Below are 25,832 nucleotides of genomic sequence, written 5' to 3'. Positions count from 1 at the left end.
TCCACATGGATGGGTGGACGGCGCCGAGTTCCATCGAGCGCGAGCTGTACGAGGCCAAGGCGCGCGGGGACTGGCCGGGGTACCTGGACGCCCTCGCCCAGAGCGAGCTGTTCCTGCCGCAGTCGCGGGCCCAGGTCGACGCCGAGCCCACGAAGGCGCGCTTCCACCCCACCCCCGACCGGCGCTGCCTCGTCGTCCACACCCGTGGCATGCTGCCCGCGCCCGACCCGCACACCGTGTACCTGCCCAGGTCGCTCGCCTGGTTCGCGAACGCCTGGGACTCCGCCGACCCCCCGCACCTCGCCGTGAACCCGGGCTCCCCCGCCGAGGCCTACCTCACGACCACCCCCGCCGACCTCGCCCGCTGGCGCGCCCACTGGGACGCCGCGGCCCCGGTCTGGGGCCTCGCCCCCGGAGCCGTGCACTCCCTGCACGTCGGCGGGCCGCTGCACGGGCCGGCCGCGCACGGGCTGGCCGTCGGAGCCCATCTCGCCGTCACCAACGGGGAGTTCTGGAACGCCCTGGCCTACCACGGCAACGGCTACGCCCGGGAGCGCGAGCGCCTGCGCCGGGACTGGGACGTCACCGACTCCGCGAGCTGGCACGAGGTCCTGCGCGGCCTGCTCTCCGCCGGGATGGTCAGCCCCGTCTGGGAGTTCGCGCTGCGCGTGCGCCGGCTCCTCGCCTCCGACTTCGCCGGTCCCGTGGACGTGGAGCACTGGCGGCACGCCGCGGCCGGCGCCCTGCGCCGCAGCGCCGAACGGGAGGCCGAACCGCGGCTGACCCCCGAGGGCGTCACCCTCGCCGCGCCCCGGCCGACCGCCGAGGTGGAGGGCGAAATCACGGGCGTGCAGCGGCTGATCGGGCGGATCGCCCGCTACGAGCAGCGCTTCCGCGCCGACGGGCTGCTCCCCGAGGACGGCTGGGTCCGCTCCGTCGAGGGCTGGGACCACGGCCGGGCCTCCCAGCTGGCCCGCTGGGGGCTCGCCGCCCGCTACGGCACCCTCGCCGAGGCCGAACGCGGCGTACTGGCCGCCGGGGCCGCGGCGCGCGCGGCCTACCGCTCGTGGGAGGAGTTCTCCGCCGGGTACGCACTGGCGCGGTGCCTGCACTTCGACGAGGAGGAGTTCGGCGAGTGGTACGCGGGCTCCCTGGCCACCCACCTCACCCTGACCACCGACCCGGCGAGCCCCTGGCGCAACATCCCCTGGCGGGCACCCGAAGGAGCCACTTGACGCTGCCCGGTCCGCTGCGCTGAAGGCGACGGCCCTCGGCTCACGGCCGGGATTCCGTGGCGGCCTTGTCGGAGTCGCTGCGCAGGACGCAGAACTCGTTGCCCTCGGGGTCGGCCAGGACCGCCCAGCCCGAGCCGTCGGGGTTCCGGCGGTCGGCGACCAGCACGGCGCCGAGGCCCAGCAGCCGCTCCACCTCCCGCTCTCGCGAGGTCTCGGGGCGCAGGCACAGGTGGATCCGGTTCTTGACCGTCTTGGCCTCGGGCACCTGGTTGAAGTACAGCGCCGGGCCCTCCACCAGCAGTACCTGAGTCTCCCGGTCACCCGGCCTGGCGTCGGGATCCACCGGACGGCCCGTGACGCCGCTCCAGAAGCGCGCCAGCCCGTAGGCATCCGCACAGTCGATCGCCACGTTCTGCACTACTGAAACCATGCGCCCCAGCCTTGCCGATCACCGCTCAGGACGCCACCGGTTCGTGGCGCTCGTCACGGCTCCGCGGGAGCCGGGCGAGGGTGGCCGCGCGGAGCAGCCATTCCACCGGTCCGTACCGGTGCCGGGCCATCAGGTGCTTGCTGAGGACGAGTTGGCAGCCGTACAGGGCCAGCGCGCCGAGTACGACGGCGGTCGCGCCGAGGCGGCCGTAGAGGGCGAGGCCGTAGGCGGTGAAGGCGAGGGCCATGACCAGGGACTGGCTCAGGTAGTTCGTCAGGGCCATCCGGCCGGCGGGGGCGAGGAGCAGCGCCGTGCGCGCACCCCGGGCCGTCTTCATGAAGAGGAGCATTCCGCAGACGTACGCGGCGGCGAGCGCGGGCGCCGTGACCGTGCCAACGACCGGGCCGACGAGGGTCCACCGGGGACCGAGCGCGCCGGAGGCGGCCACGGCCATGAAGAGGCTGCCGGGCAGCCCCACGGCGACGCCGAGCACGCAGACGCGGCGCATCCGGGCCGCGTGCCGTCCGGTGTCAGCGAGGAGGCGGCGCTTGCCGCAGTACAGACCGGTGAGGAAGGCCGCCAGGACGAAGCCGCCCATCAGCGGTACGGCGAGGAGCGCGTCGGGCAGTTGCCCGAGGTTGGCCCGTACGACGGACGCCGCGTCGCCCCGGTAGTCGGCGGTCAGGCCGGCGAAACCGGCGGTGAGCTCGGCGTCCAGGCCGGCCGCCTCGGCGTCCGACACGAACAGCGAGGCCAGCCCCAGGAGGAGCATGAGCCCGCTCGCGCAGCCGTACACGATCCGGGCGGCCCGCAGGGCCGACTGCGGCGAGCAGCTGCGCGCGGCGATCAGGATCAGGCCGAGCAGCGCGTAGGTCATGAGGATGTCGCCGACGTACAGCAGTACGGCGTGCAGGAGGCCCAGGACGAGCAGGCCCAGCGAGCGGCGCAGCAGGCGGGGGACGGCGCTCGCGCCGTCACGTGCGGCGGAGTCCTGCTGGAGGGTGAAGCTGTAGCCGAAGAGGAACGAGAACATCAGGTAGAACTTGCCGGCCACGAAGACCTGCACGGCGCCCTCGACGGTCCGGTCGAGCGGGGAGGTGTCCGGGTCGACGGCGGGTCCGAGGCCGTACGGGCCGGCCATCATCAGCGCGTTGACCAGCAGGATGCCCAGGAGCGCGAACCCGCGCAGGGCGTCGACCTCCGGTATGCGTGTCGGCCGGTCCGTTCGTTCGTGCGCAGCAGCCGTCGTGGGCACCGCTTCCCCCCAGGTGGTCGTGGGCTCTCTTGTGGAGACGGCAGCCCGGTGCCTCAGGGCCGATGGCCCGTCACTCGCGCGCGTACGCCGAGAAGGGGCGCACCCCCGGACCCCGCCGCACGGCGACGACCAGGTCCTCGTGCACGAGCAGGGCCGCCAGCTCGCCCTGCACCCGGTCCACGTCGACTCCGGTGTCCATGCTCTCCTTCTCGTCGCCGGTGGCGGCGTCGAGCACCCGAAGGTCGTCGAGGCCGTTCTTCCGGGAGCCGCGGTCGGCGAGGACGGTCACCCGCCCGCCGGTCACGTCCAGGGCGCGCAGTCCGCCCGCGATGCCCACGTCCCGCAGCCAGACCTGGTTGCCGCTCGCGAGCAGGGGGCGAAGCCGTCGCCCCGCACCCTGACGGCCCGACGGCCGCCGCTCCAGACCGGATCGCGTACCGACGGTCGTGCGCGTTGCCATATGGATCCCCACCCCTGGCTCTGACGGTCGAACCCCGCCAGATCAGGGCACAGTTGATCAACGCCGCCGTCTCCGCGCCAAACCCGCTTGGGGGCGGTCCGGCGCCCCGATTACCGTTCCCCCCATGACTCTTGTGCTGAACGACGCCGTACGAAAGCTCCTCGATGCCCCGCACCCCGCCGTGCTCGTCACCCTCAACCCGGACGGCGGACCGCAGAGTTCGGTGGTGTGGGTGACCCGGGACGGGGACGAGATCCTGATCTCCACCGTGCGCGGCCGCCGCAAGGAGCGCAACATCGCGCGGGACGCCCGGATCGGCCTCACCGTCTTCGACCTGTCCGACACCAACCTCTACGCCGAGATCCGCGGCACCGCCACCGTCACCGAGGACACCGGCCGGGCCGTCGCCGTCCGCCTCGCGGAGGAGTACGAGGGCCCGGGCGCGGGCGAGGCCTACGCGAACGCCCCGGCCGAGGACGTCCGGGTCGTCATACGCCTCGCCCCGGCCAAGGTGATCGGAAGCGCGGCCCGCTGAAGCCCTTGCGCAATCCCCTACGGAAGCCCCGGCCGCAGCGCCGCCCAGGCGTCCACGGCCACCGCCAGGGGGTCGGTCGCCGCGAGGTACGGCCGCGCCGGTTCGGTACAGCCGATCAGGTTCTTGATGCGGCGCAGCCGGAGGATGTCGGGGCGCGGCAGGTCCCGCCAGACCCGTGCCTGCGCAGCCGCCTGCGCCGGGGTCAGCTCGAAGCGGGCCAGCACGTCCCGGCACAGGGCGGCGGGGTCCCGGTCGGGATCCCCGTCCTCGCCGGGCCCGAGGTGTCGGATCAAGTAAGCGTGCACGTAGGGCCGTTCCTCGGGCCGGTCCAACCGGTCGAGGGCGGCCAGCGCGACCCGGGCCCAGCGCAGCCGCACCCCGTCGGGCAGCTCCTCGTTCTGCATCGAGAACGTGGCCAGGGACCGCAGCGTCTCCGAATGCGGCTCCTCCAGCAACGGCGGCCCGGTGGCCAGCCAGTCCTCCAGGTCGGCCAGCGCGTGCCCGTCCGGCGGTACGCACGTCAGCACCTGCCCCCGCGCCAGCAGCGCGACCACGGGCCCCGTGAGGTGCACCTTCGCCACGTGCCCGGCGTCGAAGGACCCGACCGTGCGCCCGTACCGCTCGATCCCCCGCAGCCTGGTCCGCAGCTCGCCGGTCGCGTACACCTGCCCGGCCCGCGCCACTCCCCCGATGCACCGCACCACGCACACTCCGCCCGTGGCATCGGCCGCCTCGACGGCACACACCTGCAACTCCGCGAAGGACACCCCGCCCCACCCCTCTCCCGGCGGGGAGGCTACCTCCGGAAGCCTCCGCGCGCGGTCACTTCCGGCTACGCCGGGCCCGCACGCCGGATGCCTCGTCGTGTCGTGATCCGGGCACGGCACGTCACCGCCAGGTGGGTGTCGACGATCTCGCCGGTCTCCAGGTCGATGCGGCCCTGGAAGTCACCCGCGTTGCGCGTGGCCATGAGCAGGAGCGGCCGCCCGCCCTGCGCGAAGGCGTCGTAGAAGCCGTGCACGTCGCTCGCCTCGTACGTCAGCTCGCGCGGCGGGCGCAGCCGGAACCGCTCCGAGCCGTCGGCCCCGTAGACCACCGCGTTGTCCGACGGGGTGAAGGGTGCGGAGTCCAGCGTCTCCACGACGAGGACCACGCTGTGGCCGTCCTCCCGCCAGGCCAGGACGGAGCGCGGGGGCAGCGCGTACACCTTCTCGACGTCCCCGCCGGGGCCGCTCCAGCGGACGGTGGTGTCGCCGGAGGACCAGCCGGGCACGGTGTCGGCGGGCAGCTCGGCTTCGACGTCCGCGATCGCGTGCAGCACGTCGCCCTCCTCTTTCCCGGCCCGGGGCCTCCGGACCCCTCGTGTTCAGGCCCCCTGGGCCGCTTCCAGGACCAGGCGGATCTCGGTGACCTCGTAGCCGGCCCGGGTGAAGGCCGCGGCCATCGGGGTGTTCACGGTATCCGTGGTGGCGGTGATGCGGTCGGCGGCCTGCGCCGCGTGGAAGCGGGTGATCTCGGCGAGGATCTCGTCGATGAGGCCCCGGCCGCGCTGTTCGGGGACGACGCCGAGGTAGCCGACGTTGCGGTGGTACGGGGTGGCCGAGGGGATCGCCAGGCCCGCGAGGGTGCCGTCCGGCAGGTGGGCCAGGCGCCACCAGGAGCGCTCGCCGGGGCAGTCGGTGTAGAACTCGATGTCGTCGCGCGCCAGTTCCTCGGCGTCGCGCGTGCGGAGCTCGTCCTGCGTGTGCAGGTCCAGGCTGCCCTGCGAGAGGCGGACGAAGGCGTCGAGGAACTCCTCGTCCGTGCCGTCGCGGAAGACGAGGCGGCCGGTGGGCTCGGCGGTCCCGGCGGCCGGGGTCCACTCGAAGCGGAGCCGTTCGATCGCCCGGGTCAGGCCCGAGGCGGTGGCGGCCTCCTGGCGCCAGGCCACCGCGTCGGCCAGGCCGTCCGGGGCGGTGCGCCAGTCGCGCGGGAGCGAGATGTTGTAGACGGGGAGCGCACCGAAGGCCTGGTGCCCGGCGTCGAGCAGCCCGGCGGCGACGGCGGCCGGGTCGGCCACGGAGCTCCGTACCTGAAGGCAGTCGAGGGCGATCGGGCGCTCGCTGTCGGCGCGGCCCCACCACAGGGCGCGGCCGAGGATCTCGCCGTTCCCGTCCTCGGCGAACCAGGTCCACTCGGGGCGCATCTGGTGGGCGGCGAGCTCTTCGCGGATCTTCTCGGGGGTGAGGGCGGGGACGGGGCCGTCGGCCGGGTAGGCGAGGGCGCGGTCCATGTCGGAGGGGTCTGCGGTGGCAGCGCGGAAATGCATTGGCCGATGATCACACCGCCGCGGAATCGCCCACAAGGGCATTTCACCGCGTCGGAGCGAGCGCGTGGCAAGCGGAACCGGGCGAACCGGGACCGGCCCCCCGGGCAAGTGCCAGGGGGCCGGTCCGGGCCGTCGGGACCAGGTGGTCAGACGGCGTGGTGCACCGTCAGGACCAGGTGATCAGGCGGCGGGGGTGCTCCAGGACGGCGGCGATGTCCGCGAGGAAGCGGGAGCCGAGTTCGCCGTCGATGAGGCGGTGGTCGAAGGAAAGCGCCAGGGTGGTGACCTGGCGGGCCTTGACCTTGCCCTTGTGGACCCACGGCTGGAGCTTGATCGCGCCGACCGCGAGGATCGCGGACTCGCCGGGGTTCAGGATGGGCGTACCGGTGTCGACGCCGAAGACGCCCACGTTGGTGATGGTGATGGTGCCGTTCTGCATGTCGGCCGGGGAGGTCTTGCCCTCGCGGGCCGTGGCGACCAGCCCGGACAGGGCCTGCGACAGCTCGCCGAGCGTCTTGGCGTGGGCGTCCTTGATGTTCGGGACGATCAGCCCGCGGGGGGTGGCCGCCGCGATGCCCAGGTTGACGTAGTGCTTGAGCACGATCTCCTGGGCCGCCTCGTCCCAGGACGCGTTGACGTCCGGGTTGCGGCGGATCGCCACGAGGACGGCCTTGGCGATCAGGAGCAGCGGGTTGATCCGCAGACCGGCGAGGTCCGGGTCCTCCTTGAGCTCCTGGACCAGCTTCATCGTGCGGGTCACGTCGAAGGTGATGAACTCCGTGACGTGCGGCGCGGTGAAGGCGGAGCCGACCATGGCCTGGGCGGTGACCTTGCGGACGCCCTTGACCGGGATACGGGTCTCGCGGGCGGTGCCGGGCACCTCGGCCGGGGCCTGTACCGGAGCCGCCTGGGCTGCCGGGGCCGCCGCCGGGGCCACCGGGACCGCGGGAGCCACGGCCTGCGGGGTGACGGCCGCCGCGGCCGCCGCGTGCACGTCCTCGCGGGTCACGACCCCGCCGTCGCCGGTGGGGATCACCGCCGCCAGGTCGATGCCGAGGTCCTTGGCGAGCTTGCGCACCGGCGGCTTCGCCAGCGCCTTGCCCGCGCCGCCCTGGGCGGGGACCACGGGAGCGGCCGGAGCCGCCGGAGCGGCCTGGGCGATGCCCGTGCCGTTCTGCGCGGCGACCGCCGGCTGCGGCGCGGCCTTGCGCGGGCGGCGCTTCGTAGAGGCGGTGGAGACTCCGTAGCCGACCAGGACGGGCTGGCGGGCCGCCGGGGCCTCGGGCTCCGCCGCAGCGGCGACCGGTGCGGCGGCGGGAGCCGCGGCGACGGCCTCGGCCACTGCCGGAGCCTCGCCGCCGGGGGCCGTCTGCACCGAGATGATGACCTGGCCGACGTCGACCGTGACGCCCTCCTCGAAGAGGAGCGCGTGCACGACCCCGTCGAAGGGGATCGGCAGCTCGACGGCCGCCTTCGCCGTCTCCACCTCACAGACGACCTGGCCGTCGGTGACGGTGTCACCGGGCTGGACGTACCACTTGAGGATCTCGGCCTCGGTGAGGCCCTCGCCCACATCGGGCATCTTGAATTCGCGGATCGTCATCGCAGGGCTCTCCTCAGTACGCCAGCGAGCGGTCGACTGCGTCGAGCACCCTGTCCAGGCCCGGCAGGTACTCGTCCTCCAGGCGGGCCGGCGGGTACGGGGCGTGGTAGCCGCCCACGCGCAGCACGGGCGCCTCCAGGTGGTAGAAGCACCGCTCCGTGATGCGAGCGGCGATCTCCGAACCCACCCCGAGGAACACCGGCGCCTCGTGGACCACCACGAGCCGGCGGGTCTTCTCCACCGACGCCTGGATCCCGTCGAAGTCGACCGGGGACATCGAGCGCAGGTCCACGACCTCCACCGACTTGCCCTCCTCGGCGGCGGCCGCGGCGGCCTCCAGGCAGACCTTCACCATGGGGCCGTAGGCCGCCAGGGTGATGTCGGTGCCCGTACGGGCGACCCGCGAGCCGTGCAGCGCGTCGGGGATGGCCTCGGTGTCGACCTCGCCCTTGTCCCAGTAGCGGCGCTTCGGCTCGAAGAAGATCACCGGGTCGTCGCTCAGGATGGCCTGCTGGAGCATCCAGTAGGCGTCGCTCGCGTTGGACGGCGAGACCACCTTCAGGCCCGGGACGTGCGCGAACAGCGTCTCCGGGGACTCCGAGTGGTGCTCGACCGCGCCGATGCCGCCCGCGTAAGGGATGCGGATGACCACGGGCATCTTGATGGTGCCGAGCGAACGCGCGTGCATCTTGGCGAGCTGCGTGACGATCTGGTCGTACGCCGGGAAGACGAACCCGTCGAACTGGATCTCCACGACCGGCCGGTACCCGCGCAGGGCCAGGCCGATCGCGGTGCCGACGATGCCGGACTCGGCGAGCGGGGTGTCGATGACCCGCTCCTCGCCGAAGTCCTTCTGGAGTCCGTCGGTGATGCGGAAGACGCCGCCGAGCTTGCCGACGTCCTCACCCATGATCAGGACCTTGGGGTCCTCTTCCAGGGCCTTGCGCAGGGAGTCGTTGAGCGCCTTGGCAATGGTGAGCTTCTGTACGGCCATGACGGTCACTCCCCGCCTTCGAAGGACGCGAGGTAGGCGGCGAACTGCGCGCGCTCCTCGTCGACGAGCGCGTGCCCGTCCGCGTAGACGTTCTCGAAGATCGCCATCGTGTCGGGGTCGGGCATCGAGCGCACGACCTCGCGCACCCGCTTGCCGAGCGCCTCGCTCTCCACCTCCAGCTGATCGAAGTACGCCTCGTCGGCGCCTCCGGTGGCCAGCAGGTGGGCCTTCAGGCGCAGGATCGGGTCCTTGGCCTCCCAGGCCGCCGTCTCCTCGTCGCGCCGGTACTTCGTCGGGTCGTCGGAGGTCGTGTGCGCACCCATCCGGTACGTGAAGGCCTCCACCAGGGTGGGCCCCTCTCCCCGGCGGGCCCGCTCCAGCGCCCAGCGGGTCACCGCGAGGCAGGCCAGTACGTCGTTGCCGTCCACCCGGACGCCCGGGAAGCCGAAGCCCTGCGCGCGCTGGTAGAGCGGCACGCGCATCTGGCGCTCGGTGGGCTCGGAGATGGCCCACTGGTTGTTCTGGCAGAAGAACACCACGGGCGAGTTGTAGACCGCCGAGAAGGTGAAGGCCTCCGCCACGTCGCCCTGGCTGGACGCGCCGTCGCCGAAGTAGGCGATGACGGCCGAGTCGGCGCCGTCCTTGGCCACGCCCATCGCGTACCCGGTCGCGTGCAGCGTCTGGGAGCCGATGACGATCGTGTACAGGTGGAAGTTGTTGGTGGTCGGGTCCCAGCCACCGTGGTTCACCCCGCGGAACATGCCGAGGAGGTTGGTCGGGTCGACCCCCCGGCACCAGGCCACACCGTGCTCGCGGTACGTCGGGAAGACGTAGTCGTCGTCGCGCAGCGCCCGGCCGGAGCCGATCTGAGCGGCCTCCTGGCCGAGCAGCGAGGCCCACAGGCCCAGCTCGCCCTGGCGCTGGAGGGCGGTCGCCTCGCCGTCGAAGCGGCGGGTCATGACCATGTCGCGGTAGAGACCGCGCAGGTCATCGGTGGTGATGTCGGCGACGAAGGGGGCGAATTCCGCGACGTCGGGATTCTCCGCGACGTCGACGCGCACCCCCTCGGGCGTCAGCAGCTGTACGAGCTGGGGCTCGGCGTCATGCGTCTTCGCGGTGGCAGCGGCGGGCTTGGCGGCGCTTGTTGCGCCGGCCGGCCGCTTGGTGCCGCTGCTGCGTCGCGGCTTGCGCGCGGCAGTGCTCTCCACGGTCACGATTGCTCCTCCGTCGGTCCGGCTCCCGGGTTCTCCGGGGACCAGTGCGGCTCACCTGGATCTCTGCCCGCGCACGGGGTGGGTGCGCTTCGGGTCTGGGATTCAGGCGTGACAGGTGCCCCGGCGAGTGCCCTGCGCAATGCACGTTACCCAGTGCGTCGCATAACTGCGAAACCCCGTTTGACCTGCGATTTTGCTTGGATTTCCAAGTAAATCGGCGGAACCGGGAACAACCACTGGTCACAGCCTTGCAGGGGGCCGGAACAACGGCACGTTATCCCGCGCGACTCCGGCAGGGAAGGGGTGAGTGTGTGAAACTGAGTTCGTGCGCGAAAACGGAAAAATCAAGGTATTCCTCCTGGACGACCACGAAGTGGTGCGTAGGGGTGTTCACGAGCTGTTGTCGATGGAATCGGACATCGAGGTCGTGGGCGAGGCCGGTACGGCCGCCGACGCGCTGGTCCGGATCCCCGCCACCCGCCCCGACGTGGCCGTTCTCGACGTCCGGCTGCCCGACGGCAGCGGGGTGGAGGTGTGCCGCGAGGTGCGCTCCCAGAACGAGGACATCAAGTGCCTGATGCTGACCTCGTTCGCCGACGACGAAGCGCTGTTCGACGCGATCATGGCCGGCGCCTCGGGCTACGTGCTCAAGGCGATCCGCGGGAACGAGCTGCTCAACGCGGTGCGTGACGTGGCGGCCGGCAAGTCCCTGCTGGACCCCGTCGCCACGGCCCGGGTGCTGGAGCGGCTGCGCGACGGCAAGAACGGCAAGGGCGACGACCGGCTCTCCAACCTCACCGACCAGGAACGCAAGATCCTCGACCTGATCGGCGAGGGCCTGACGAACCGCGTGATCGGCGAGCGGCTGCACCTGGCCGAGAAGACGATCAAGAACTACGTCTCCAGCCTCCTGTCCAAGCTGGGCATGGAGCGCCGCTCCCAGGCCGCCGCGTACGTGGCCCGCCTGCAGGCCGAGAAGCGGAACTAGCGGAAATCCGATTCCCCGCATTCGCTACACAGCGTTGCGCCCCGTGGTGCACGATTCCACGGGGCGCGCTGTTTAATTCGGGACCAACGTCCCCGATGTGCGGGGCGGGCTCCTCTTTCCCGGCAGGGTGTCGGTAGCGGACAGTGGAGGGCATGTCCCCAGAGGAACTCCACGCCATCGAACTGCTGCGCCGCGTGCCGTACGGCCGAGCCGCCACCAGCATGCGCGCGCTGCCCTTCCTCGCCGTCGCGCGCCACATCGTGGTGAACGGCACGGTCGTCCTGAGAATGCACGCCGGTTTCGGCTACCACCAAGCCTGCAACGGCAGCGTCGTCTCGTACGGAGCCGACAACTTCAACTCCGGCGAGTCCCAGCTGTGGTCGGTGCAGTTCACCGGCACCGCGAACGTCGTCGAACCCACCACCGCCGAACTGGAGCTGTTCGGACCCGGTCCGCACTTCGTGGACGGCGCGGTCTTCGACCCCGTCTACATGCGGATCGAGCCGCAACTGGTCACCGTCCACACCCTCGCCGGCAATCTGGACCGGCAGTACCAGCACGCGCTCTGACCGACCCGCGCGGGACTTTGGTCCCGCGGAGAACGGCCCGGCGGCCCCTGTCGATGACAGGGGCCGCCGGGCCGTTCTCATGACCTCGGGACTACGGTCGGTCGTCCCCGCCCCGGTCGCCCTCGGGCGTCTTCGACGGGCTCTGCGAGGCGGTCTTCGACGGGCTCGGCGTGGGCGTGGGGGTCGGCGTGGGCGTCGAGGTGAGCGTCGGCGACGGACTGGGCGATGGCGTGTACGAGTAACTCGGCGACGGAGTCTTGCTGCGGGTCGCCGGCGCCGAGTAGGAGTACGAGCTCTCCGGCGCCGACTGGGACGTCGCGGTCTCCGGCGCCGGACTCTCCGGCGCCGTGCCGGCCGAGGAGGATGCGGAACTCGCCGGCGGGGTCACGCCGCCCGTGCCGGGGGACTTGTTGCCGCCGAAGCCGTTGACCGCGTACGCGGCACCGCCCGCGACCGCGAGGACGGCGAGGACCGCGAACAGCCACAGCTTCCAGTTGCCGCCGCCGGAGGAGCGCTCGCCGTACCCGTCGTACCCGCCGGTCCCGCCGTGGCCGTTGCCGCCCCCGCCGGGGTAGGCGGAGCCGTCGTCCGGGTTCAGCGGCGGCACCATCGGCTGCTGGAACTGCGAGGTCGAGGAGTGCGAGCCGTACGGCGGCTGGCCCTGGCCGGGCGTCGCCATCGCCGTGGTCTGCGCCGGGCCGCGGCCGTGCGGCAGCGCCATGGTGACCGGGCCGGTGTTCCAGGTGCCGCTGTTGGGCCCCTGGTCGTGCAGCATCTGCAGGGCGTACTGGACCAGCCCGCGCATCTCCTCGGCGCTCTGGAACCGGTCGTCCGGGTCCTTCGCGAGGGAGCGCATGACGAGCCCGTCGAGCTCCTGCGGGATGTTGCCGCCCTCCGGCAGCTGCGAGGGCGGGATCGGCGCGTCCTGCACGTGCTGGTAGACCACCGAGAGCGGGGTCTCCCCCGTGAACGGGGGACGCAGGGAGAGGAGTTCGTAGAGCAGGCAGCCCGTCGCGTACAGGTCGGAGCGGTGGTCCACGGCCTTGCCGAGGGCCTGCTCGGGCGAGAGGTACTGCGGCGTGCCCATGACCATGCCGGTCTGGGTCATCGTCGACTGCGCGCCGTGCAGGGCGCGCGCGATGCCGAAGTCCATCACCTTGACCGCGCCGGTCTCCGTGATGATCACGTTGGCGGGCTTGATGTCACGGTGCACGATGCCGTGCTGGTGCGAGTACGCGAGCGCTTCGAGCACACCCGAGGTGATGATCAGCGCCTGGTCGGGGCCCGGGGCCTCGGCGCTGATCAGCAGGTCGCGGATGGTGCGGCCCTCGACCAGTTCCATGACGATGTAGGGGACGACGTTCGGGCCGACCCGGTCCTCACCCGAGTCGTACACGGCGACCACGGCATGGTGGTTGAGGCCGGCGACCGACTGCGCCTCGCGCGTGAAGCGGGCCTTGGACACGGGGTCCTCGGCGAGGTCGGGGCGCAGCAGTTTGACGGCGACGGTCCGGCCCAGCCGGACGTCCTCCGCGGCGAAGACCTCGGCCATGCCGCCCCGGCCCAGACGGTGGGTCAGCCGATAGCGGCCGTCACCCACCAGGCCGCCCGCGCCCCAGTGCTCAGGACCATCTGCCATCCCGGCGCCGCTTCCCTCGGGTTCGGGTGCCATCAGTCCTCACCGTCGTCTGTCTCGGCCGCCGCTCAGCGGATGGGTCCTCATCGTGTGCTCCGACGAACGCTACAGCCTCGGAACCGGTCACCGTTCGGACGCGGACCCGCCGTCGGCTGCCTGTGGACCCCCTGTGGCCTTGTGGTCACGGAACGGGAACCTGGCTTGACGTGTGCTTGCCCTCCGGCAGACTGAGGCCGACATGCGCTCAGCCAGAGGCGTAGGGACACATCCCGAGGGGAAGCAACAGTCATGAGCCAGGACGGCACCCAGGGCCAGTACGCGGGCGGCTCTTTGGCCGGTGGCCGTTACCAGCTAAGGGACTTGCTCGGCGAGGGAGGCATGGCCTCCGTTTACCTCGCCTACGACTCGGCGCTCGACCGCCAGGTCGCCATCAAAACGCTGCACAGCGAGCTCGGGCGGGAACAGTCCTTCCGCGAACGTTTCCGCCGTGAAGCGCAGGCTGTAGCAAAACTGTCGCACACCAACATCGTCTCGGTATTCGACACCGGTGAGGGAGTCGTCTCCTTCGCGAACCCCTCGGCGGCCGACGGCGCGGTCATGCCGTACATCGTCATGGAGTACGTCGAGGGGCAGCCGCTCGGCTCCGTCCTGGACGGCGACATCAGGCAGTACGGGGCCATGCCGGCCGACAAGGCGCTGAAGGTGACGGCCGACGTGCTGGCGGCTCTGGAGAGCAGCCACGAGATGGGCCTGGTCCACCGCGACATCAAGCCGGGCAACGTCATGGTGACGCGGCGCGGGGTGGTCAAGGTCATGGACTTCGGCATCGCGCGGGCCATGCAGTCGGGGGTCACCTCGATGACGCAGACCGGCATGGTCGTCGGCACCCCGCAGTACCTCTCCCCCGAGCAGGCCCTCGGGCGGGCCGTGGACGCCCGCTCCGACCTGTACTCGGTGGGCATCATGCTCTTCGAGCTGCTGACCGGACGGGTCCCCTTCGTCGCCGACTCGGCCCTGGGCATGGCGTACGCGCACGTGCAGGAGGAGCCGGTCGCGCCCTCCTCCATCAACCGCTCGGTCACCCCGGCGATGGACGCGCTCGTGGCACGGGCCTTGAAGAAGAACCCGAACGAGCGTTTCCCCACCGCCGCCGCCATGCTCGACGAGGTCGCACGGGTGGCCGGCTCGGGGCACACCGGGGCCCCGGTCATCGTCCCGGGCGCGCACCCGACGAACAGCGGCGCCGGGCTCGGCTCGGCCGTGTTCCCGCCGGTGGACTCCGGTCTGCAGGCCCCGCCGCACTCGGTGCAGCAGCCCTACCAGGCGCCGCACACCCCGGTGCCGTCCGCGTACGCGCCTACGCCGCAGCCGATGGCGCAGCCGGGGCCGCAGTCCGGGGCGTACGGGTACCCGCAGCAGCACCAGCAGGCGCCGACCCCGGCGCCGTACGGGGTGGCGACCCCGCCGCCGTACGCGGTGTCGCCGCAGGCCGGGCAGACCGGTCACGGTGCGGCCGCGGGCGGGCGGAAGAAGAGCGTCCCGGTCCTGGTGGGGGCCGCCGTGGTGGCCCTGGCGGCCATCGGCGGGCTGATCGCCGCGCTGGACCTGGGCGGAGACGACAAGGACAAGGCCGGGCCGAACAGCCCGAGTTCCTCCTCCTCGGCATCCGCCCCGGCGAAGGCCGGGCACAAGGGGCCGGACCTCTCGCGGACGATCGAGGAGTCCAAGTGCAAGGAGCCCCAGAAGCACCACAGCCAGGCCGGCAAGGTGAACGCGCCGGACTTCCGGTACCTGAACCAGGTCTCGGTGAAGGCGTGCATCCGGGCCGGCGGCTGGAAGTACGAGGAGAAGCCGCAGGACGAGGCGGTCTACGGCGAGGGGACCATCGTGCAGCAGACCCCCGAGGGGGGCGACCCGATCGACCCGAGCAACACCACCTTCACCCTGTGGATCTCCACCGGCGACCCGGAGTGATCCGCGCGGTCGTGCCCGCGGGGCGCGACCCGCGGGGGTGAAGCGGAGTTCGGGTCCGGATCCGTGAAGAAGCCGACCTTCTAGGTGGGGCCGCATCCCGAACGGCCCGTACGGGATGCCGGTTTTGTCCGGTTATGTAAATCTGAGTCCGTGACCTACGCCCGCGCGCTGCGCTGGACCGCCGGGGCAGCGTTGGCGACCGCCACGCTGCTGATCACGGCGCCCGCGCACGCCGCGGCCCCCGCCCCCCGCGCGGCCGTGGCCGGGCCCGTGGCGGACGTGGCCGCAACCGTGGCGGACGCGGACGCACCCGTGGCGGACGTGGCGGACCGGGCCTTCGAAGACCTCGCCGGCAGCGCCGCCGGGGCCGGGCGGGAGCGGCCCGGACGGCCGGTGGGCGAGCCCGCCAATCCCGAGACCGTGCTCGCCGCTCGCCCCGTACCCGCACACCCCCGCACCGAGCCGGTACCGCCGGTTCCCGCGACGCCCTCCGAGCCCCCCGTGATCGGCGCGCTCGGCACGGAGCCGAACGAGCGGGCCGCCGACCTGGCCGCGCACATACTGCCGCTCGGAACGGGATTCACCCTGATGGGACTGGGTCTCGGATTCATGGGAATGCGCCTGCGCCGGGGCAGGTAGCTCCCGGGTCCCCCTTGAGGAGTAGGCCCCAGGATGGTTGCGGAGAGCTGCATACTCGGTATACATACTGAGTATGTCGATCCGCCACGGCCTTCTCGCCCTGCTGGAACGGGGCCCCCGGTACGGCTCCCAGCTGCGCACCGAATTCGAGTCCCGCACCGGTTCCACCTGGCCTCTCAATGTCGGGCAGGTCTACACCACGCTCGCCCGGCTGGAGCGCGACGGCCTCGTCGCCCCCGGCGGCGAGGACCCCGCCGGGCACACCCTGTACGCCATCACCGAGACCGGCCGCCACGAACTGCGCGAGTGGTACGAGCGTCCCGTCGACCGGGCCAACCCGCCCCGCGACGAGCTCGCCATCAAGCTCGCCATGGCCGTCGGCGCGCCCGGCGTGGACATCCGCGCCGTCATCCAGGCACAGCGGCACGCCACCGTCCAGGCCATGCAGGACTACACCCGGCTCAAGGCACAGGCGCTCGCCGCCATCGAGAGCGGGCGCTCCGGCGAGCGCGACGACATCGCCTGGCTGCTCGTCCTGGAACAGCTGATCTTCCAGACCGAGGCCGAGGCCCGCTGGCTCGACCACTGCGAGTCCCGGCTCGTACGGCTGGCCGCGCGCGGGGAGCGCGCGCCGGCCGGGGCCGAGCCGCCCGGGGGCCCCGGGGCCCCCGCGGGCTCCGCGGCCACCACCGTCCCGACCACACCCACGACCACCGACCGGTCTCTTTCCCGTACCGCCCGCACGCGGCGGGTCTGAACCACCGCTCCACGTCCCAGGGGGGAACCCTTCATGCCCGACCAGCCCGTATTGCAGCTGGACCAGCTCGTCCGCATCCACGGCAGCGGCGCCACCGAGGTGCACGCCCTGCGCGGGATCGACCTCTCCGTGTACCCCGGCGAACTCGTCGCCGTCATGGGCCCCTCCGGGTCCGGCAAGTCCACGCTGCTGACCCTCGCCGGCGGACTCGACACCCCGAGCAGCGGCAAGGTGATCGTCGAGGGCACCGACATCACCACCGCGACCCGCAAGCAGCTGGCCGCCCTGCGCCGCCGCAGCATCGGGTACGTCTTCCAGGACTACAACCTGATCCCGGCCCTCACCGCGGCCGAGAACGTCTCCCTGCCGCTCGAACTCGACGGGGTCTCCGCCCGCAAGGCCCGCGTCTCGGCCCTCTCGGCACTGGAGGAGATGAACCTCGGCCAGCTCGCCGACCGGTTCCCCGACGAGATGTCCGGCGGCCAGCAGCAGCGCGTGGCCATCGCCCGCGCGCTGGTCGGCGACCGCCGCCTCGTCCTCGCCGACGAGCCCACCGGCGCCCTCGACTCCGAGACCGGGGAATCCGTACTCGCCCTGCTGCGCTCGCGCTGCGACGCCGGTGCCGCAGGGATCCTGGTCACCCACGAGCCGCGCTTCGCCGCATGGGCCGACCGCGTGGTCTTCCTGCGCGACGGCAGCGTCGTCGACGAGACCCTGCGCAGCCAGGCCGACTCCCTGCTCTCCGGGCAGGCGGCCGCTCAGTGATCTCCTCGTACCACTCCTGGATCGCCGCGATCCGGATAGCCCGCCGCGACGCCTGGCGCTCCAAGGGCCGCAGCGCCCTCGTCCTGGCCATGATCGCCCTGCCGATCGTCGGCGTGAGCGCCCTCGACCTCACCGTGCGCAGCTCGGAGCTCTCCCCCGAACAGCGCGTCGGCCGGGTACTCGGCGCCGCCGACGCCAAGGTGACCGACCCCCACATGGGCACGGCCCTCTACCAGAGCCCCGACGCGCAGAGTTACGCCCCGGTCGGCGGATACGAAAAGTTCGAAGGGAGCCCCGGCGGCCGGGACGAAGCCGCCGCCGCGCCCGAGCTCCCGGCCGGCGCCCAGTCCGTCAAGGACAGCAAGTCCTACGCCAAGGTCCGCACCCGGTACGGGATCCTGGAGACCGAGCTCCGCGAGGTGGACCCCGCGAGCCCGCTGGTCAAGGGCCTGTGGACGCTGGAGCGCGGCCGGCTGCCGCAGGCTCCCGGCGAGATCCTCGCCACCGGGGCCTTCCTGGAGGAGTCCGGGTACTACCTCGGCTCCAGCGTGACCCCGCGCGAATCGACCACCTCGTACAAGATCGTCGGCGTCTACGAGCTGCCCGACAACCTGCACAGCGCGCAGCTCCTGGCCCTGCCCGGCACCCTGCTGGCCCCGCTCGACCGGGACCTGAAGGCCGCCGGCGGCTCGGGAACGACCCCCCAGGACGCGTACCTGGTGAAGGTCGGCGGCGAAGGTTTCACGTGGAACATGGTCAAGGAGACCAACGCCAAACAGCACCTCGTCGTCGAATCGCGCGTCGTGCTGCTCGACCCTCCGGCCGACTCCGACGTGCCGCTCTACCAGCAGGAGCCCGGGAACATGTGGCAGCCCGGAGCTGCCATCGGGGCCACCGAACTCGCCATCGTCTCCACCGTCGTGGGCCTCGCCATGCTGGAGATCTGCCTGCTGGCCGGACCCGCCTTCGCGGTCGGCGCCCGGCGCTCGCGCCGCCAGCTCGGCCTGGTCGGCGCCAACGGCGGTGACCGGCGGCACATCCGGGCCATCGTGCTCTCCGGCGGCCTCGTCATCGGCGCCGCGGCGGCCGTCACCGGCACCGCCCTCGGCATCGCCCTCACCGTCGGGCTCCGCCCGGTGCTGGAGGACACGATCGGCCAGCGGTTCGGCCACTTCGACGTCCGCCCGCTGGAACTCCTCGGCATCGGCCTGCTCGCCGTCCTGACCGGGCTGCTGGCCGCCATCGTCCCGGCCGTCAACGCCTCCCGGCAGACCGTGCTGGCCTCCCTCACGGGCCGCCGCGGCGTGCGCCGGGCCAACCGGGTGCTGCCCGTCCTCGGCCTGATCGCCATCGCGGCCGGGGCCGCCATCGCCCTGCTCGGCTCCGTCTCCAAGATGGGCTCCACCGTCGTCGCGGGCGGCAGCGCCATCGCCGAACTCGGCGTCGTCGCCCTCACCCCCACCCTGGTGGGCCTGTTCGGCCGGGCCGGCCGGTGGCTCCCGCTGTCGCCCCGCCTCGCGCTGCGCGACGCCGTCCGCAACCGGGGCCGCACCGCGCCGGCCGTGGCCGCCGTACTGGCCGCCGTCGCCGGCACCGTCGCCGTGGCCACGTACCAGCACAGCAGGGATATCCAGGCGCGGCACGAGTACGTCGCCCAGCTCCCCTACGGTGCCGGGCTGATCGAGACCAACGAGTACACCGCGTTCCGGGACGTGCCCGCGATGCGCGAGACCCTGTCGCAGCAACTCCCGGTGGACGTCCGGGCCGACGTGGACCGGATCACCGTCGGCAAGCCCGGGTGCGCCCCGTACGGGGAGGACCCGGGATGCGGGCGGGCCGAGATCATCATCCCGAAGGAGCAGCGCTGCCCCCTCTACTCGGCCGAGAACGGACCCAGTTCGTTCACCCTGGCCCAGCAGAAGGAGCTGCGCAACGACTGGCGCTGCCAGAACGACCGGTTCGGCATCCAGCACTCCGTGGTCGTCGCCGACGAGAAGCTGCTGTCCGTCCTGGCCGTCGAGGACCCGGGCGCCGCGGCCGCGCTGAAGGCGGGCAAGGCCCTCTCCTTCAAGAAGCAGAACGTGCGCGAGGACAAGGTCACCGTCCGGCTGATCACGGGCCGGGGCGAGCCCGCCCCCGGCTCCGCGCCCGATGAGCCGGCCCCCGGCCAGGACAAGGTCTTCGCCGCGTACCAGGCACCCGAGTCGGTGGAGGGCTACGGCCTGGCCCTGGTGCTGCCGCCCTCGGCCGCGAAGAGCGCCGGCATCGCCACCGTCCCCTTCGGCTCGTACTTCACCCTCGACGGGGCCGCGAGTTCCGAGCAGCGCCAGCGGCTCGACGGCGCCCTGGACAAGCTGGGCCTGGACACGAACGTGCGGATCGAGAAGGGCTACGAGGGCAATGACAGCCTGGTCATGCTCGTCCTGACCGTCTTCGCGGGCCTGGTCACCATCGGCGCGGCCGGCATCGCCACCGGCCTGGCCCAGGCGGACGCCGAGGGCGACTTGAAGACCCTGGCGGCGGTCGGCGCGCCGCCGCGGGTGCGGCGCACGCTCAGCGGCTTCCAGTGCGGGGTGGTCGCCCTGATGGGCGTGCTCCTCGGCTCGGCGGCCGGGATCCTGCCGGCGGTCGGGCTCCGGCTCACCGAGCGGCGGGCCGCGGCCGACCTGGTCCGGTCGGGCATCGAGAACGGCTACGCGGCGGCCTCCGAGGCCATCCCCTACGTCCCGATCGCGGTGCCGTGGACCACGCTGGCCGGTCTGCTGATCGTCGTCCCGGTGGGCGCGGCGCTGCTGGCGGCCCTGGTCACCCGCTCGAGCGGAGCGCTGGCCCGCCGCGAGGTCTGACGCGTCCGGCGCCGACGGGTGCCCAGTTGGTGCCCCCGCGCAGGGTGGATCACGCCCGTGCGGGGGCACACCGTGTGAATACGAAGGTGTGCGAGAGAATGACGGCATGGAGATGCCGAGGAGTGAACGGTCGCAGGACAGCCCCCCGCACGGCCTGATCGTGGGGCAGGACGGGATGCCGGTCGGCGGCGCCGATGACGAGTCGCGCGAGGTCCCGGTGACGGAGATGGTCGAACAGCCCGCCAAGGTCATGCGGATCGGCAGCATGATCAAGCAACTCCTGGAAGAGGTACGCGCCGCACCTCTGGACGAGGCCAGCCGGGTCCGTCTCAAGGACATTCACGCAGCGTCGGTGAAGGAGCTGGAGGACGGCCTGGCTCCCGAGCTGGTCGAGGAACTGGAGCGGCTCTCCCTTCCCTTCACGGAGGAGGCGATCCCCTCCGAGGCGGAACTGCGGATCGCCCAGGCGCAGTTGGTGGGCTGGCTGGAAGGCCTGTTCCACGGCATCCAGACGGCCCTGTTCGCGCAGCAGATGGCGGCGCGGGCCCAGCTCGAACAGATGCGCCGAGCCCTCCCGCCGGGCTCCTCCCACGAGGACGACGAAGACGGCCCCCACGGCGCCATCCGCTCGGGCCCCTACCTCTAACCCACCCCGCCCACACCCCTCCGGGGCCGCCCCCGGGCGGCCCCGCAGCCATGTGCGGAGCCCCGGCCCTTTCAGCCGTCCGGCGTTTGAGGACCGGGGGCCAGGCCTTTCAACCCTCCGGCGCTCGAGAACCGGGGCCAGGCCATTTCAGCCGTCCGGCGTTCGAGGACCGGGGCCCGGCTTTTCAGCCTCCGGCGTTCGAGGACCGGGGCCCGGCCATTTCAGCCGTCCGGCGTATGAGGACCGGGGTCTGGGGCGGAGCCCCAGGGGGTCCGGGCGCAGCCCGGTACCCCTTCCCAGCCCCGCCGGCGTTTGAGGCGCGGGTCAGGGCAGCGCCCTGGGAACGGTGGAAGGGCGGGTAGGGGACTCCGCCCCGCGCAGCGGACCCGCAGCCCCCGCCCCCGCCCCCGGGCGACCGGGTAAGAACCCGGTAAACCCCGCAGCCCCTCCGTCCCCAACCCCCCCTCATACTGAGGGAATGACCTACGACGCCATCGTCCTGGCAGGCGGCGCCGCAAGCCGACTGGGCGGAGCCGACAAACCCGGCCTCCTGGTCGGCGGCCGCCCCCTCCTCGACCGCGTCCTGGACGCCTGCACGGACGCCCGCACCACCGTCGTCGTCGCCGGCCGCAGGCCGACGGCCCGGCCCGTGCACTGGGCCCGGGAGGACCCCCCCGGCGGCGGCCCCCTCGCCGCGCTGGACGCCGGGCTGCGGCACACCACGGCCCCGCTGGTCCTCGTACTCTCCGCCGATCTGCCGTTCCTCGACCGGGAGACGGTCCGCGCCCTGCTCGGGACCCTCGACGCGCCCGAACACCACACCCGGGACGGAGCCCTGCTCCGGGATCCGGGCGGCCGCGACCAGCCCCTGGTCGCCGCGTACCGCGCGGAGCCCCTGCGCAGGGAAATCGCCCTGCTGGCCACCGAACACGGCTCGGTGAACGGCCTCCCGCTGCGCGTCCTCACCGCCGAACTCGACCTCACCCCGGTCACCGCGGCTGCGCCACTCGCCTCCTTCGACTGCGACACCTGGGACGATCTCGCCGCCGCCCGCGCCCGAATCAGAGAGCATGGAACCGTGCTGGAGCAATGGATCACCGCCGTCAAGAACGAGCTGGGCATCGACGTCGCCGTCGACACCAAGACCCTGCTCGACCTCGCCCGTGACGCCGCGCACGGCGTCGCCCGGCCCGCCGCCCCGCTGACGACGTTCCTCGTCGGCTACGCGGCGGCCCACGCCGAAGCCACCGGCGCCGACCCCGCGCAGGCCGTGGCCGAGGCCTCGCGCAAGGCCGCCGAGCTCGCCCTGCGCTGGGCCGCGGAGGGCGAGGCCGCGGAAGCCGCCGGGTCCTCGCAGGCCACCGGCCGCGAAGCGACCGGCCCCGAAGCGACCGGCTCCGGATGACCGCCGACCCCGGCACCGACGCCGACCGCGCCCTGGACCAGGCCCTCGCGCTGGTCAGCCGCGACTCCCGTTCCGAAGCCGCCGGCGGTGGCGGTGGTGGCGGCGGTGGCCACCGCGCCGCGACCTGGCTCCGGGCCCGGGAGACCGCCACCCGCGCCGGTGCGGCCGTCCGCGGCCGCACCCACCGGGTCCCGCTGGCGGCCGCCCTCGGCGAGGTACTGGCCGGGCCCCTCGACGCCCTGAGCGACCTGCCGTCCTTCGACACCTCCGCGATGGACGGCTGGGCCGTCGCCGGGCCCGGCCCCTGGACCATCCGCCCCGGCGAGAGCGCACTGGCCGGGAGCGAGCGCCCCGCGCCCCTCGCGGACGGCGAGGCCGTACGGATCGCCACCGGCGCCCGGATCCCCGCGGACACCACCGCCGTGATCCGCAGCGAGCACTCCCGCGAGGCCGGCACCCTGCTGTACGCCGAACGGCCCGTCGCCACCGGCCAGGACATCCGCCCGCGCGGACAGGAGTGCCGCTCCGGCGACCTGTTGCTGCCGGCGGGCTCGCTGGTGACCCCGGCCGTCCTCGGCCTCGCCGCCGCCGCCGGGTACGACGAGCTCACCACCCGGCCCCGGCCGCGCGTGGAGATCCTGGTGCTCGGCGACGAGCTGCTCACCGAGGGACCTCCGCACGACGGCCTCATCCGCGACGCACTGAGCCCCATGCTGGGCCCCTGGCTGAGCCGGCTCGGCGCCGAGGTCATCGCCGTCCGGCGGCTCGGCGACGACCCGGCGGGCGCCGAAGCACTGCTGGCCGCCGTCACGGGCTCCACCGCCGACGTGGTCATCACCACCGGCGGCACCGCCTCCGGCCCCGTCGACCACGTCCACCCCGTGCTCGCCAAGGCCGGCGCCGAACTGCTCGTCGACGGGGTCGCGGTCCGCCCCGGACACCCGATGCTACTGGCCCGCCTCGGCGACGGCGCCGACACCCGCTACCTGGTGGGCCTGCCCGGCAACCCGCTGGCCGCCGTCTCCGGGCTGCTCACCCTCGCCGATCCGCTGCTGCGCGCCCTCGCCGGACGGCGTCCGCGCCCCCGGTACGTGGTGCCCGTGGAGGGCGACGTACCGGGCCCCCCGCACGACACCCGGCTCGTTCCGGTCCTGCTGACCGAGGACCACGCCGTACCGCTGCGCTACAACGGGCCGGCGATGCTGCGCGGGGTGGCCGCCGCGGATGCGCTGGCCGTCGTACCCGCGAACGGGGCACGATCCGGACAGGAGTTGGAGATCCTCGATCTCCCGTGGGCCTCGGGGGGATGTTTCACGTGAAACTTCACGGATCCGACGCGATGGCACGTGGCGCCGACGAGAAGCTCGTCTCGCGCCGCATCAAACTGCCCAAACGCATCATCGAGAAACCGCTCCGCCAGGTCTCCCGGCGCCTGCTGATGGCGCTGTTCGTGATGGCCCTGACGGTTCTGATCGTGTGGATCGACCGCGAGGGCTACCACGACAACGCCAACGACCAGGTCGACTTCCTCGACTGCGTCTACTACGCGACCGTGACCCTGTCCACGACCGGCTACGGCGACATCGTCCCGTACAGCGACAGCGCGCGGCTGGTCAACGTCCTGCTGATCACCCCGCTGCGCGTGCTGTTCCTGATCATCCTGGTCGGCACGACCCTGGAAGTCCTCACCGAGCGCACCAGGGAAGAGTGGCGGCTCAGCCGCTGGAGGAAGAACTTGCGTGAGCACACGGTCGTCGTAGGCTTCGGCACGAAGGGCCGCTCCGCCCTCCAGACCCTGCTGGCCACCGGCCTCAGCAAGGAGCAGGTCGTCATCGTCGACCCCAGCGCCAAGGTGATCGACATCGCCAACGCGGAGGGGTACACGGGGGTCGTCGGCGATGCCACGCGCTCCGAAGTCCTGCTGCGCGCAGAGATCCAGAAGGCCCGTCAGATCGTCATCGCCACCCAGCGCGACGACACGGCGGTCCTGGTCACCCTGACGGCCCGCCAGCTCAACCGCGGCGCGAAGATCGTGGCGGCGGTCCGGGAAGAGGAGAACGCGCCGCTGCTGCGCCAGTCGGGCGCGGACGCGGTCATCACGAGCGCGAGCGCGGCCGGACGGCTCCTCGGGCTCTCGGTGCTCAGCCCGAGCGCGGGCACGGTCATGGAAGACCTCATCCAGCAGGGCAGCGGGCTCGATCTGATCGAGCGTCCGGTGAACCGCGGGGAAGTCGGCAAGTCGGTCCGGGACACCGACGACCTGGTCGTCAGCGTCCTGCGCGGCCACCGCCTGCTCCCGTACGACGATCCGCACGCGAGCCCCCTCCAGCTCACCGACCGCGTGATCACCATCGTCCGCGCGGCCCCGTCGGCCACCCCGCCGGTGGTGCTGGGTTCGGCGGACTAGGCCGTCCCTTTCGGATCGTGCCGGGTCCGGCACCGGAGGCTACCGCCCGGGCGGTAGCCTCCGGCCATGCATGCGATCACCATCGAACAGCCCGGCGGCCCCGACGTCCTGGTGTGGGCCGACGCACCCGACCCGGTGGCCGGTGACGGCGAGGTACTCGTCGAGGTGGCGGCCGGCGCCGTGAACCGCGCCGACGTCCTGCAACGGCAGGGTTTCTACAACGCGCCGCCCGGCGCCTCGCCCCATCCCGGCCTGGAGTGCTCCGGGCGGATCGCCGCGATCGGGCCCGGGGTGTCCGGCTGGTCGGTCGGCGACGAGGTGTGCGCGCTGCTCTCCGGCGGCGGGTACGCGCAGCGGGTGGCCGTCCCGGCGGGCCAACTGCTGCCGGTACCGGCGGGTGTGGACCTGGTGACGGCGGCGGCCCTGCCGGAAGTCGTCTCCACGGTCTGGTCGAACGTGTTCATGGTGGCCGGTCTGCGCCCGGGCGAGACCCTCCTGGTGCACGGCGGATCGAGCGGCATCGGGACGATGGCGATCCAGCTCGCGAAGGCCGTGGGCGCGCGGGTCGCGGTCACGGCGGGCGGCAAGGAGAAGCTGGCGCGCTGCGCCGAGCTGGGCGCCGACATCCTGATCGACTACCGCGAGCAGGATTTCGTGGAAGAGCTCCGGGCGGCCACGGACGGCGCCGGGGCGGACGTGATCCTGGACATCATGGGCGCGAAGTACCTGACCCGGAACGTGGACGCGCTGGCCGTGAACGGCCGCCTCGCCATCATCGGGCTCCAGGGCGGGGTCAAGGCGGAGCTCAACCTGGCCGCCCTGCTGGCGAAGCGGGCGGCGATCACCGCCACCACGCTCCGGGCGCGGCCCCTGGAGGAGAAGGCCGCGATCGTCGCGGCCGTACGGGAACACGTGTGGCCCCTGGTCGCGGCGGGCCGGATCCACCCGGTCGTACACGCGACGTACCCGATGAGCGAGGCCGCGGAGGCCCACCGCGTCATGGAGTCGAGCACCCACGTGGGCAAACTCCTGCTGACGACCTGAACCATCCAGCCCCGCCGACGTTTGAGGCGCGGGGTCTGGGACGGAGCCCCAGGGGGTCCGGGCGCAGCCCGGTACCCCTTCCAGCCCGCCCGGCGCTTGAGGACCGGGTCCGGGCGGAGCCC

The 25,832-nt window shown here is 72.7% G+C and carries 24 protein-coding genes; 14 read left to right on the top strand and 10 right to left on the bottom strand.

Going from position 1 to position 25,832, the window contains the following annotated elements:
* Window positions 1-5 precede the first annotated feature (5 nt).
* On the top strand, window positions 6-1,235 hold the full coding sequence (locus AC6CKD_RS20320) for a DUF1266 domain-containing protein (RefSeq protein WP_498328846.1): 1,230 nt from the start codon (window positions 6-8) through the stop codon (window positions 1,233-1,235).
* A gap of 40 nt (window positions 1,236-1,275) precedes the next feature.
* Here AC6CKD_RS20320 and AC6CKD_RS20315 read toward each other — a convergent pair whose 3' ends face one another.
* From AC6CKD_RS20315 to AC6CKD_RS20305, 3 genes are all read right to left on the bottom strand, one after another.
* Window positions 1,276-1,665 carry a VOC family protein gene (locus tag AC6CKD_RS20315; protein WP_498328845.1) on the bottom strand — a complete coding sequence of 130 codons (390 nt, stop codon included), beginning with the start codon at window positions 1,663-1,665 and terminating at the stop codon, window positions 1,276-1,278.
* A gap of 25 nt (window positions 1,666-1,690) precedes the next feature.
* Window positions 1,691-2,920 carry a DUF418 domain-containing protein gene (locus tag AC6CKD_RS20310; protein WP_498328844.1) on the bottom strand — a complete coding sequence of 410 codons (1,230 nt, stop codon included), beginning with the start codon at window positions 2,918-2,920 and terminating at the stop codon, window positions 1,691-1,693.
* A 70-nt stretch (window positions 2,921-2,990) separates the two neighbouring features.
* On the bottom strand, window positions 2,991-3,380 hold the full coding sequence (locus tag AC6CKD_RS20305) for a hypothetical protein (RefSeq protein ID WP_498328843.1): 390 nt from the start codon (window positions 3,378-3,380) through the stop codon (window positions 2,991-2,993).
* 124 nt (window positions 3,381-3,504) lie between these two features.
* On the opposite strand from AC6CKD_RS20305, the gene AC6CKD_RS20300 reads away from it, so the two are divergent.
* Window positions 3,505-3,915, top strand: coding sequence for a PPOX class F420-dependent oxidoreductase (locus tag AC6CKD_RS20300; protein ID WP_498328842.1), 411 nt, complete (start codon window positions 3,505-3,507; stop codon window positions 3,913-3,915).
* A gap of 17 nt (window positions 3,916-3,932) precedes the next feature.
* Here AC6CKD_RS20300 and AC6CKD_RS20295 read toward each other — a convergent pair whose 3' ends face one another.
* The 6 genes from AC6CKD_RS20295 to pdhA form a co-directional block, all read right to left on the bottom strand.
* Window positions 3,933-4,682, bottom strand: coding sequence for a hypothetical protein (locus AC6CKD_RS20295; RefSeq protein ID WP_498328841.1), 750 nt, complete (start codon window positions 4,680-4,682; stop codon window positions 3,933-3,935).
* A gap of 65 nt (window positions 4,683-4,747) precedes the next feature.
* Complete coding sequence (locus AC6CKD_RS20290) at window positions 4,748-5,236, bottom strand: hypothetical protein (RefSeq protein ID WP_498328840.1); 489 nt, start codon at window positions 5,234-5,236, stop codon at window positions 4,748-4,750.
* Window positions 5,237-5,281: 45 nt separating this feature from the next.
* Window positions 5,282-6,223 carry a GNAT family N-acetyltransferase gene (locus AC6CKD_RS20285; RefSeq protein ID WP_498328839.1) on the bottom strand — a complete coding sequence of 314 codons (942 nt, stop codon included), beginning with the start codon at window positions 6,221-6,223 and terminating at the stop codon, window positions 5,282-5,284.
* Between the two features lie 166 nt (window positions 6,224-6,389).
* A complete protein-coding gene (locus tag AC6CKD_RS20280) occupies window positions 6,390-7,826 on the bottom strand; it encodes a dihydrolipoamide acetyltransferase family protein (protein WP_498328838.1) in 1,437 nt (478 codons plus the stop codon).
* 13 nt (window positions 7,827-7,839) lie between these two features.
* Window positions 7,840-8,820, bottom strand: a complete 981-nt coding sequence (locus AC6CKD_RS20275; RefSeq protein ID WP_388501272.1) for an alpha-ketoacid dehydrogenase subunit beta — start codon at window positions 8,818-8,820, stop codon at window positions 7,840-7,842.
* A gap of 5 nt (window positions 8,821-8,825) precedes the next feature.
* Window positions 8,826-10,034, bottom strand: a complete 1,209-nt coding sequence (pdhA, locus tag AC6CKD_RS20270) for a pyruvate dehydrogenase (acetyl-transferring) E1 component subunit alpha (RefSeq protein WP_498328837.1) — start codon at window positions 10,032-10,034, stop codon at window positions 8,826-8,828.
* Between the two features lie 325 nt (window positions 10,035-10,359).
* Here pdhA and AC6CKD_RS20265 point away from each other — a divergent pair, with 325 nt between their 5' ends.
* Together AC6CKD_RS20265 and AC6CKD_RS20260 are read left to right on the top strand one after the other, a co-directional pair.
* Window positions 10,360-11,022, top strand: coding sequence for a response regulator (locus AC6CKD_RS20265; protein WP_498328836.1), 663 nt, complete (start codon window positions 10,360-10,362; stop codon window positions 11,020-11,022).
* A gap of 152 nt (window positions 11,023-11,174) precedes the next feature.
* The gene (locus AC6CKD_RS20260) at window positions 11,175-11,591 is read left to right on the top strand and encodes a pyridoxamine 5'-phosphate oxidase family protein (protein ID WP_498328835.1); all 417 of its coding nucleotides are present in this window, start codon (window positions 11,175-11,177) and stop codon (window positions 11,589-11,591) included.
* Between the two features lie 91 nt (window positions 11,592-11,682).
* On the opposite strand, the gene AC6CKD_RS20255 is transcribed toward AC6CKD_RS20260, so the two are convergent.
* Window positions 11,683-13,230 (bottom strand): protein kinase domain-containing protein, encoded by a 1,548-nt coding sequence (locus AC6CKD_RS20255; protein WP_498328834.1) that lies wholly within the window; start codon window positions 13,228-13,230, stop codon window positions 11,683-11,685.
* Between the two features lie 285 nt (window positions 13,231-13,515).
* Between AC6CKD_RS20255 and AC6CKD_RS20250 the strand changes: the two genes are divergently transcribed.
* The 10 genes from AC6CKD_RS20250 (at window position 13,516) to AC6CKD_RS20205 (ending at window position 25,710) form a co-directional block, all read left to right on the top strand.
* Complete coding sequence (locus AC6CKD_RS20250; protein WP_498328833.1) at window positions 13,516-15,201, top strand: Stk1 family PASTA domain-containing Ser/Thr kinase; 1,686 nt, start codon at window positions 13,516-13,518, stop codon at window positions 15,199-15,201.
* A 150-nt stretch (window positions 15,202-15,351) separates the two neighbouring features.
* A complete protein-coding gene (locus tag AC6CKD_RS20245) occupies window positions 15,352-15,840 on the top strand; it encodes a hypothetical protein (RefSeq protein ID WP_498328832.1) in 489 nt (162 codons plus the stop codon).
* Between the two features lie 73 nt (window positions 15,841-15,913).
* On the top strand, window positions 15,914-16,597 hold the full coding sequence (locus AC6CKD_RS20240) for a PadR family transcriptional regulator (RefSeq protein ID WP_498328831.1): 684 nt from the start codon (window positions 15,914-15,916) through the stop codon (window positions 16,595-16,597).
* 33 nt (window positions 16,598-16,630) lie between these two features.
* Window positions 16,631-17,362, top strand: coding sequence for an ABC transporter ATP-binding protein (locus tag AC6CKD_RS20235; RefSeq protein WP_498328830.1), 732 nt, complete (start codon window positions 16,631-16,633; stop codon window positions 17,360-17,362).
* Complete coding sequence (locus AC6CKD_RS20230) at window positions 17,359-20,208, top strand: FtsX-like permease family protein (protein WP_498328829.1); 2,850 nt, start codon at window positions 17,359-17,361, stop codon at window positions 20,206-20,208. Before AC6CKD_RS20235 ends, AC6CKD_RS20230 begins: the two co-directional genes overlap by 4 nt.
* Window positions 20,209-20,314: 106 nt before the next feature.
* Complete coding sequence (locus tag AC6CKD_RS20225) at window positions 20,315-20,854, top strand: bacterial proteasome activator family protein (RefSeq protein WP_243330999.1); 540 nt, start codon at window positions 20,315-20,317, stop codon at window positions 20,852-20,854.
* A 478-nt stretch (window positions 20,855-21,332) separates the two neighbouring features.
* Complete coding sequence (locus tag AC6CKD_RS20220; protein WP_498328828.1) at window positions 21,333-22,259, top strand: NTP transferase domain-containing protein; 927 nt, start codon at window positions 21,333-21,335, stop codon at window positions 22,257-22,259.
* Window positions 22,256-23,578 (top strand): molybdopterin molybdotransferase MoeA, encoded by a 1,323-nt coding sequence (locus AC6CKD_RS20215; RefSeq protein ID WP_498328827.1) that lies wholly within the window; start codon window positions 22,256-22,258, stop codon window positions 23,576-23,578. The genes AC6CKD_RS20220 and AC6CKD_RS20215 overlap by 4 nt, the downstream gene beginning before the upstream one ends.
* A gap of 20 nt (window positions 23,579-23,598) precedes the next feature.
* A complete protein-coding gene (locus AC6CKD_RS20210) occupies window positions 23,599-24,666 on the top strand; it encodes a potassium channel family protein (protein ID WP_498328826.1) in 1,068 nt (355 codons plus the stop codon).
* Window positions 24,667-24,732: 66 nt separating this feature from the next.
* Complete coding sequence (locus AC6CKD_RS20205; RefSeq protein WP_498328825.1) at window positions 24,733-25,710, top strand: NAD(P)H-quinone oxidoreductase; 978 nt, start codon at window positions 24,733-24,735, stop codon at window positions 25,708-25,710.
* The last annotated feature ends 122 nt before the right edge of the window (window positions 25,711-25,832 follow it).

The organism is Streptomyces sp. GQ60 (genome assembly GCF_059758875.1).
The sequence above is the reverse complement of the archived record's forward strand: the minus strand, read 5'-3'. Positions and strand labels throughout refer to the sequence as shown.

Excerpts from the sequence above, each read along its gene's own strand:
- AC6CKD_RS20320 (WP_498328846.1), top strand. The coding sequence starts at position 6 with ATGGATGGGTGGACGGCGCCGAGTTCCATCGAGCGCGAGCTGTACGAG.
- AC6CKD_RS20315 (WP_498328845.1), bottom strand. The coding sequence starts at position 1,665 with ATGGTTTCAGTAGTGCAGAACGTGGCGATCGACTGTGCGGATGCCTAC.
- AC6CKD_RS20305 (WP_498328843.1), bottom strand. The coding sequence starts at position 3,380 with ATGGCAACGCGCACGACCGTCGGTACGCGATCCGGTCTGGAGCGGCGG.
- AC6CKD_RS20300 (WP_498328842.1), top strand. The coding sequence starts at position 3,505 with ATGACTCTTGTGCTGAACGACGCCGTACGAAAGCTCCTCGATGCCCCG.
- AC6CKD_RS20285 (WP_498328839.1), bottom strand. The coding sequence starts at position 6,223 with ATGCATTTCCGCGCTGCCACCGCAGACCCCTCCGACATGGACCGCGCC.
- AC6CKD_RS20280 (WP_498328838.1), bottom strand. The coding sequence starts at position 7,826 with ATGACGATCCGCGAATTCAAGATGCCCGATGTGGGCGAGGGCCTCACC.
- AC6CKD_RS20275 (WP_388501272.1), bottom strand. The coding sequence starts at position 8,820 with ATGGCCGTACAGAAGCTCACCATTGCCAAGGCGCTCAACGACTCCCTG.
- AC6CKD_RS20260 (WP_498328835.1), top strand. The coding sequence starts at position 11,175 with ATGTCCCCAGAGGAACTCCACGCCATCGAACTGCTGCGCCGCGTGCCG.
- AC6CKD_RS20255 (WP_498328834.1), bottom strand. The coding sequence starts at position 13,230 with ATGGCAGATGGTCCTGAGCACTGGGGCGCGGGCGGCCTGGTGGGTGAC.
- AC6CKD_RS20250 (WP_498328833.1), top strand. The coding sequence starts at position 13,516 with ATGAGCCAGGACGGCACCCAGGGCCAGTACGCGGGCGGCTCTTTGGCC.
- AC6CKD_RS20240 (WP_498328831.1), top strand. The coding sequence starts at position 15,914 with ATGTCGATCCGCCACGGCCTTCTCGCCCTGCTGGAACGGGGCCCCCGG.
- AC6CKD_RS20235 (WP_498328830.1), top strand. The coding sequence starts at position 16,631 with ATGCCCGACCAGCCCGTATTGCAGCTGGACCAGCTCGTCCGCATCCAC.
- AC6CKD_RS20225 (WP_243330999.1), top strand. The coding sequence starts at position 20,315 with ATGGAGATGCCGAGGAGTGAACGGTCGCAGGACAGCCCCCCGCACGGC.
- AC6CKD_RS20220 (WP_498328828.1), top strand. The coding sequence starts at position 21,333 with ATGACCTACGACGCCATCGTCCTGGCAGGCGGCGCCGCAAGCCGACTG.
- AC6CKD_RS20215 (WP_498328827.1), top strand. The coding sequence starts at position 22,256 with ATGACCGCCGACCCCGGCACCGACGCCGACCGCGCCCTGGACCAGGCC.
- AC6CKD_RS20210 (WP_498328826.1), top strand. The coding sequence starts at position 23,599 with ATGGCACGTGGCGCCGACGAGAAGCTCGTCTCGCGCCGCATCAAACTG.
- AC6CKD_RS20205 (WP_498328825.1), top strand. The coding sequence starts at position 24,733 with ATGCATGCGATCACCATCGAACAGCCCGGCGGCCCCGACGTCCTGGTG.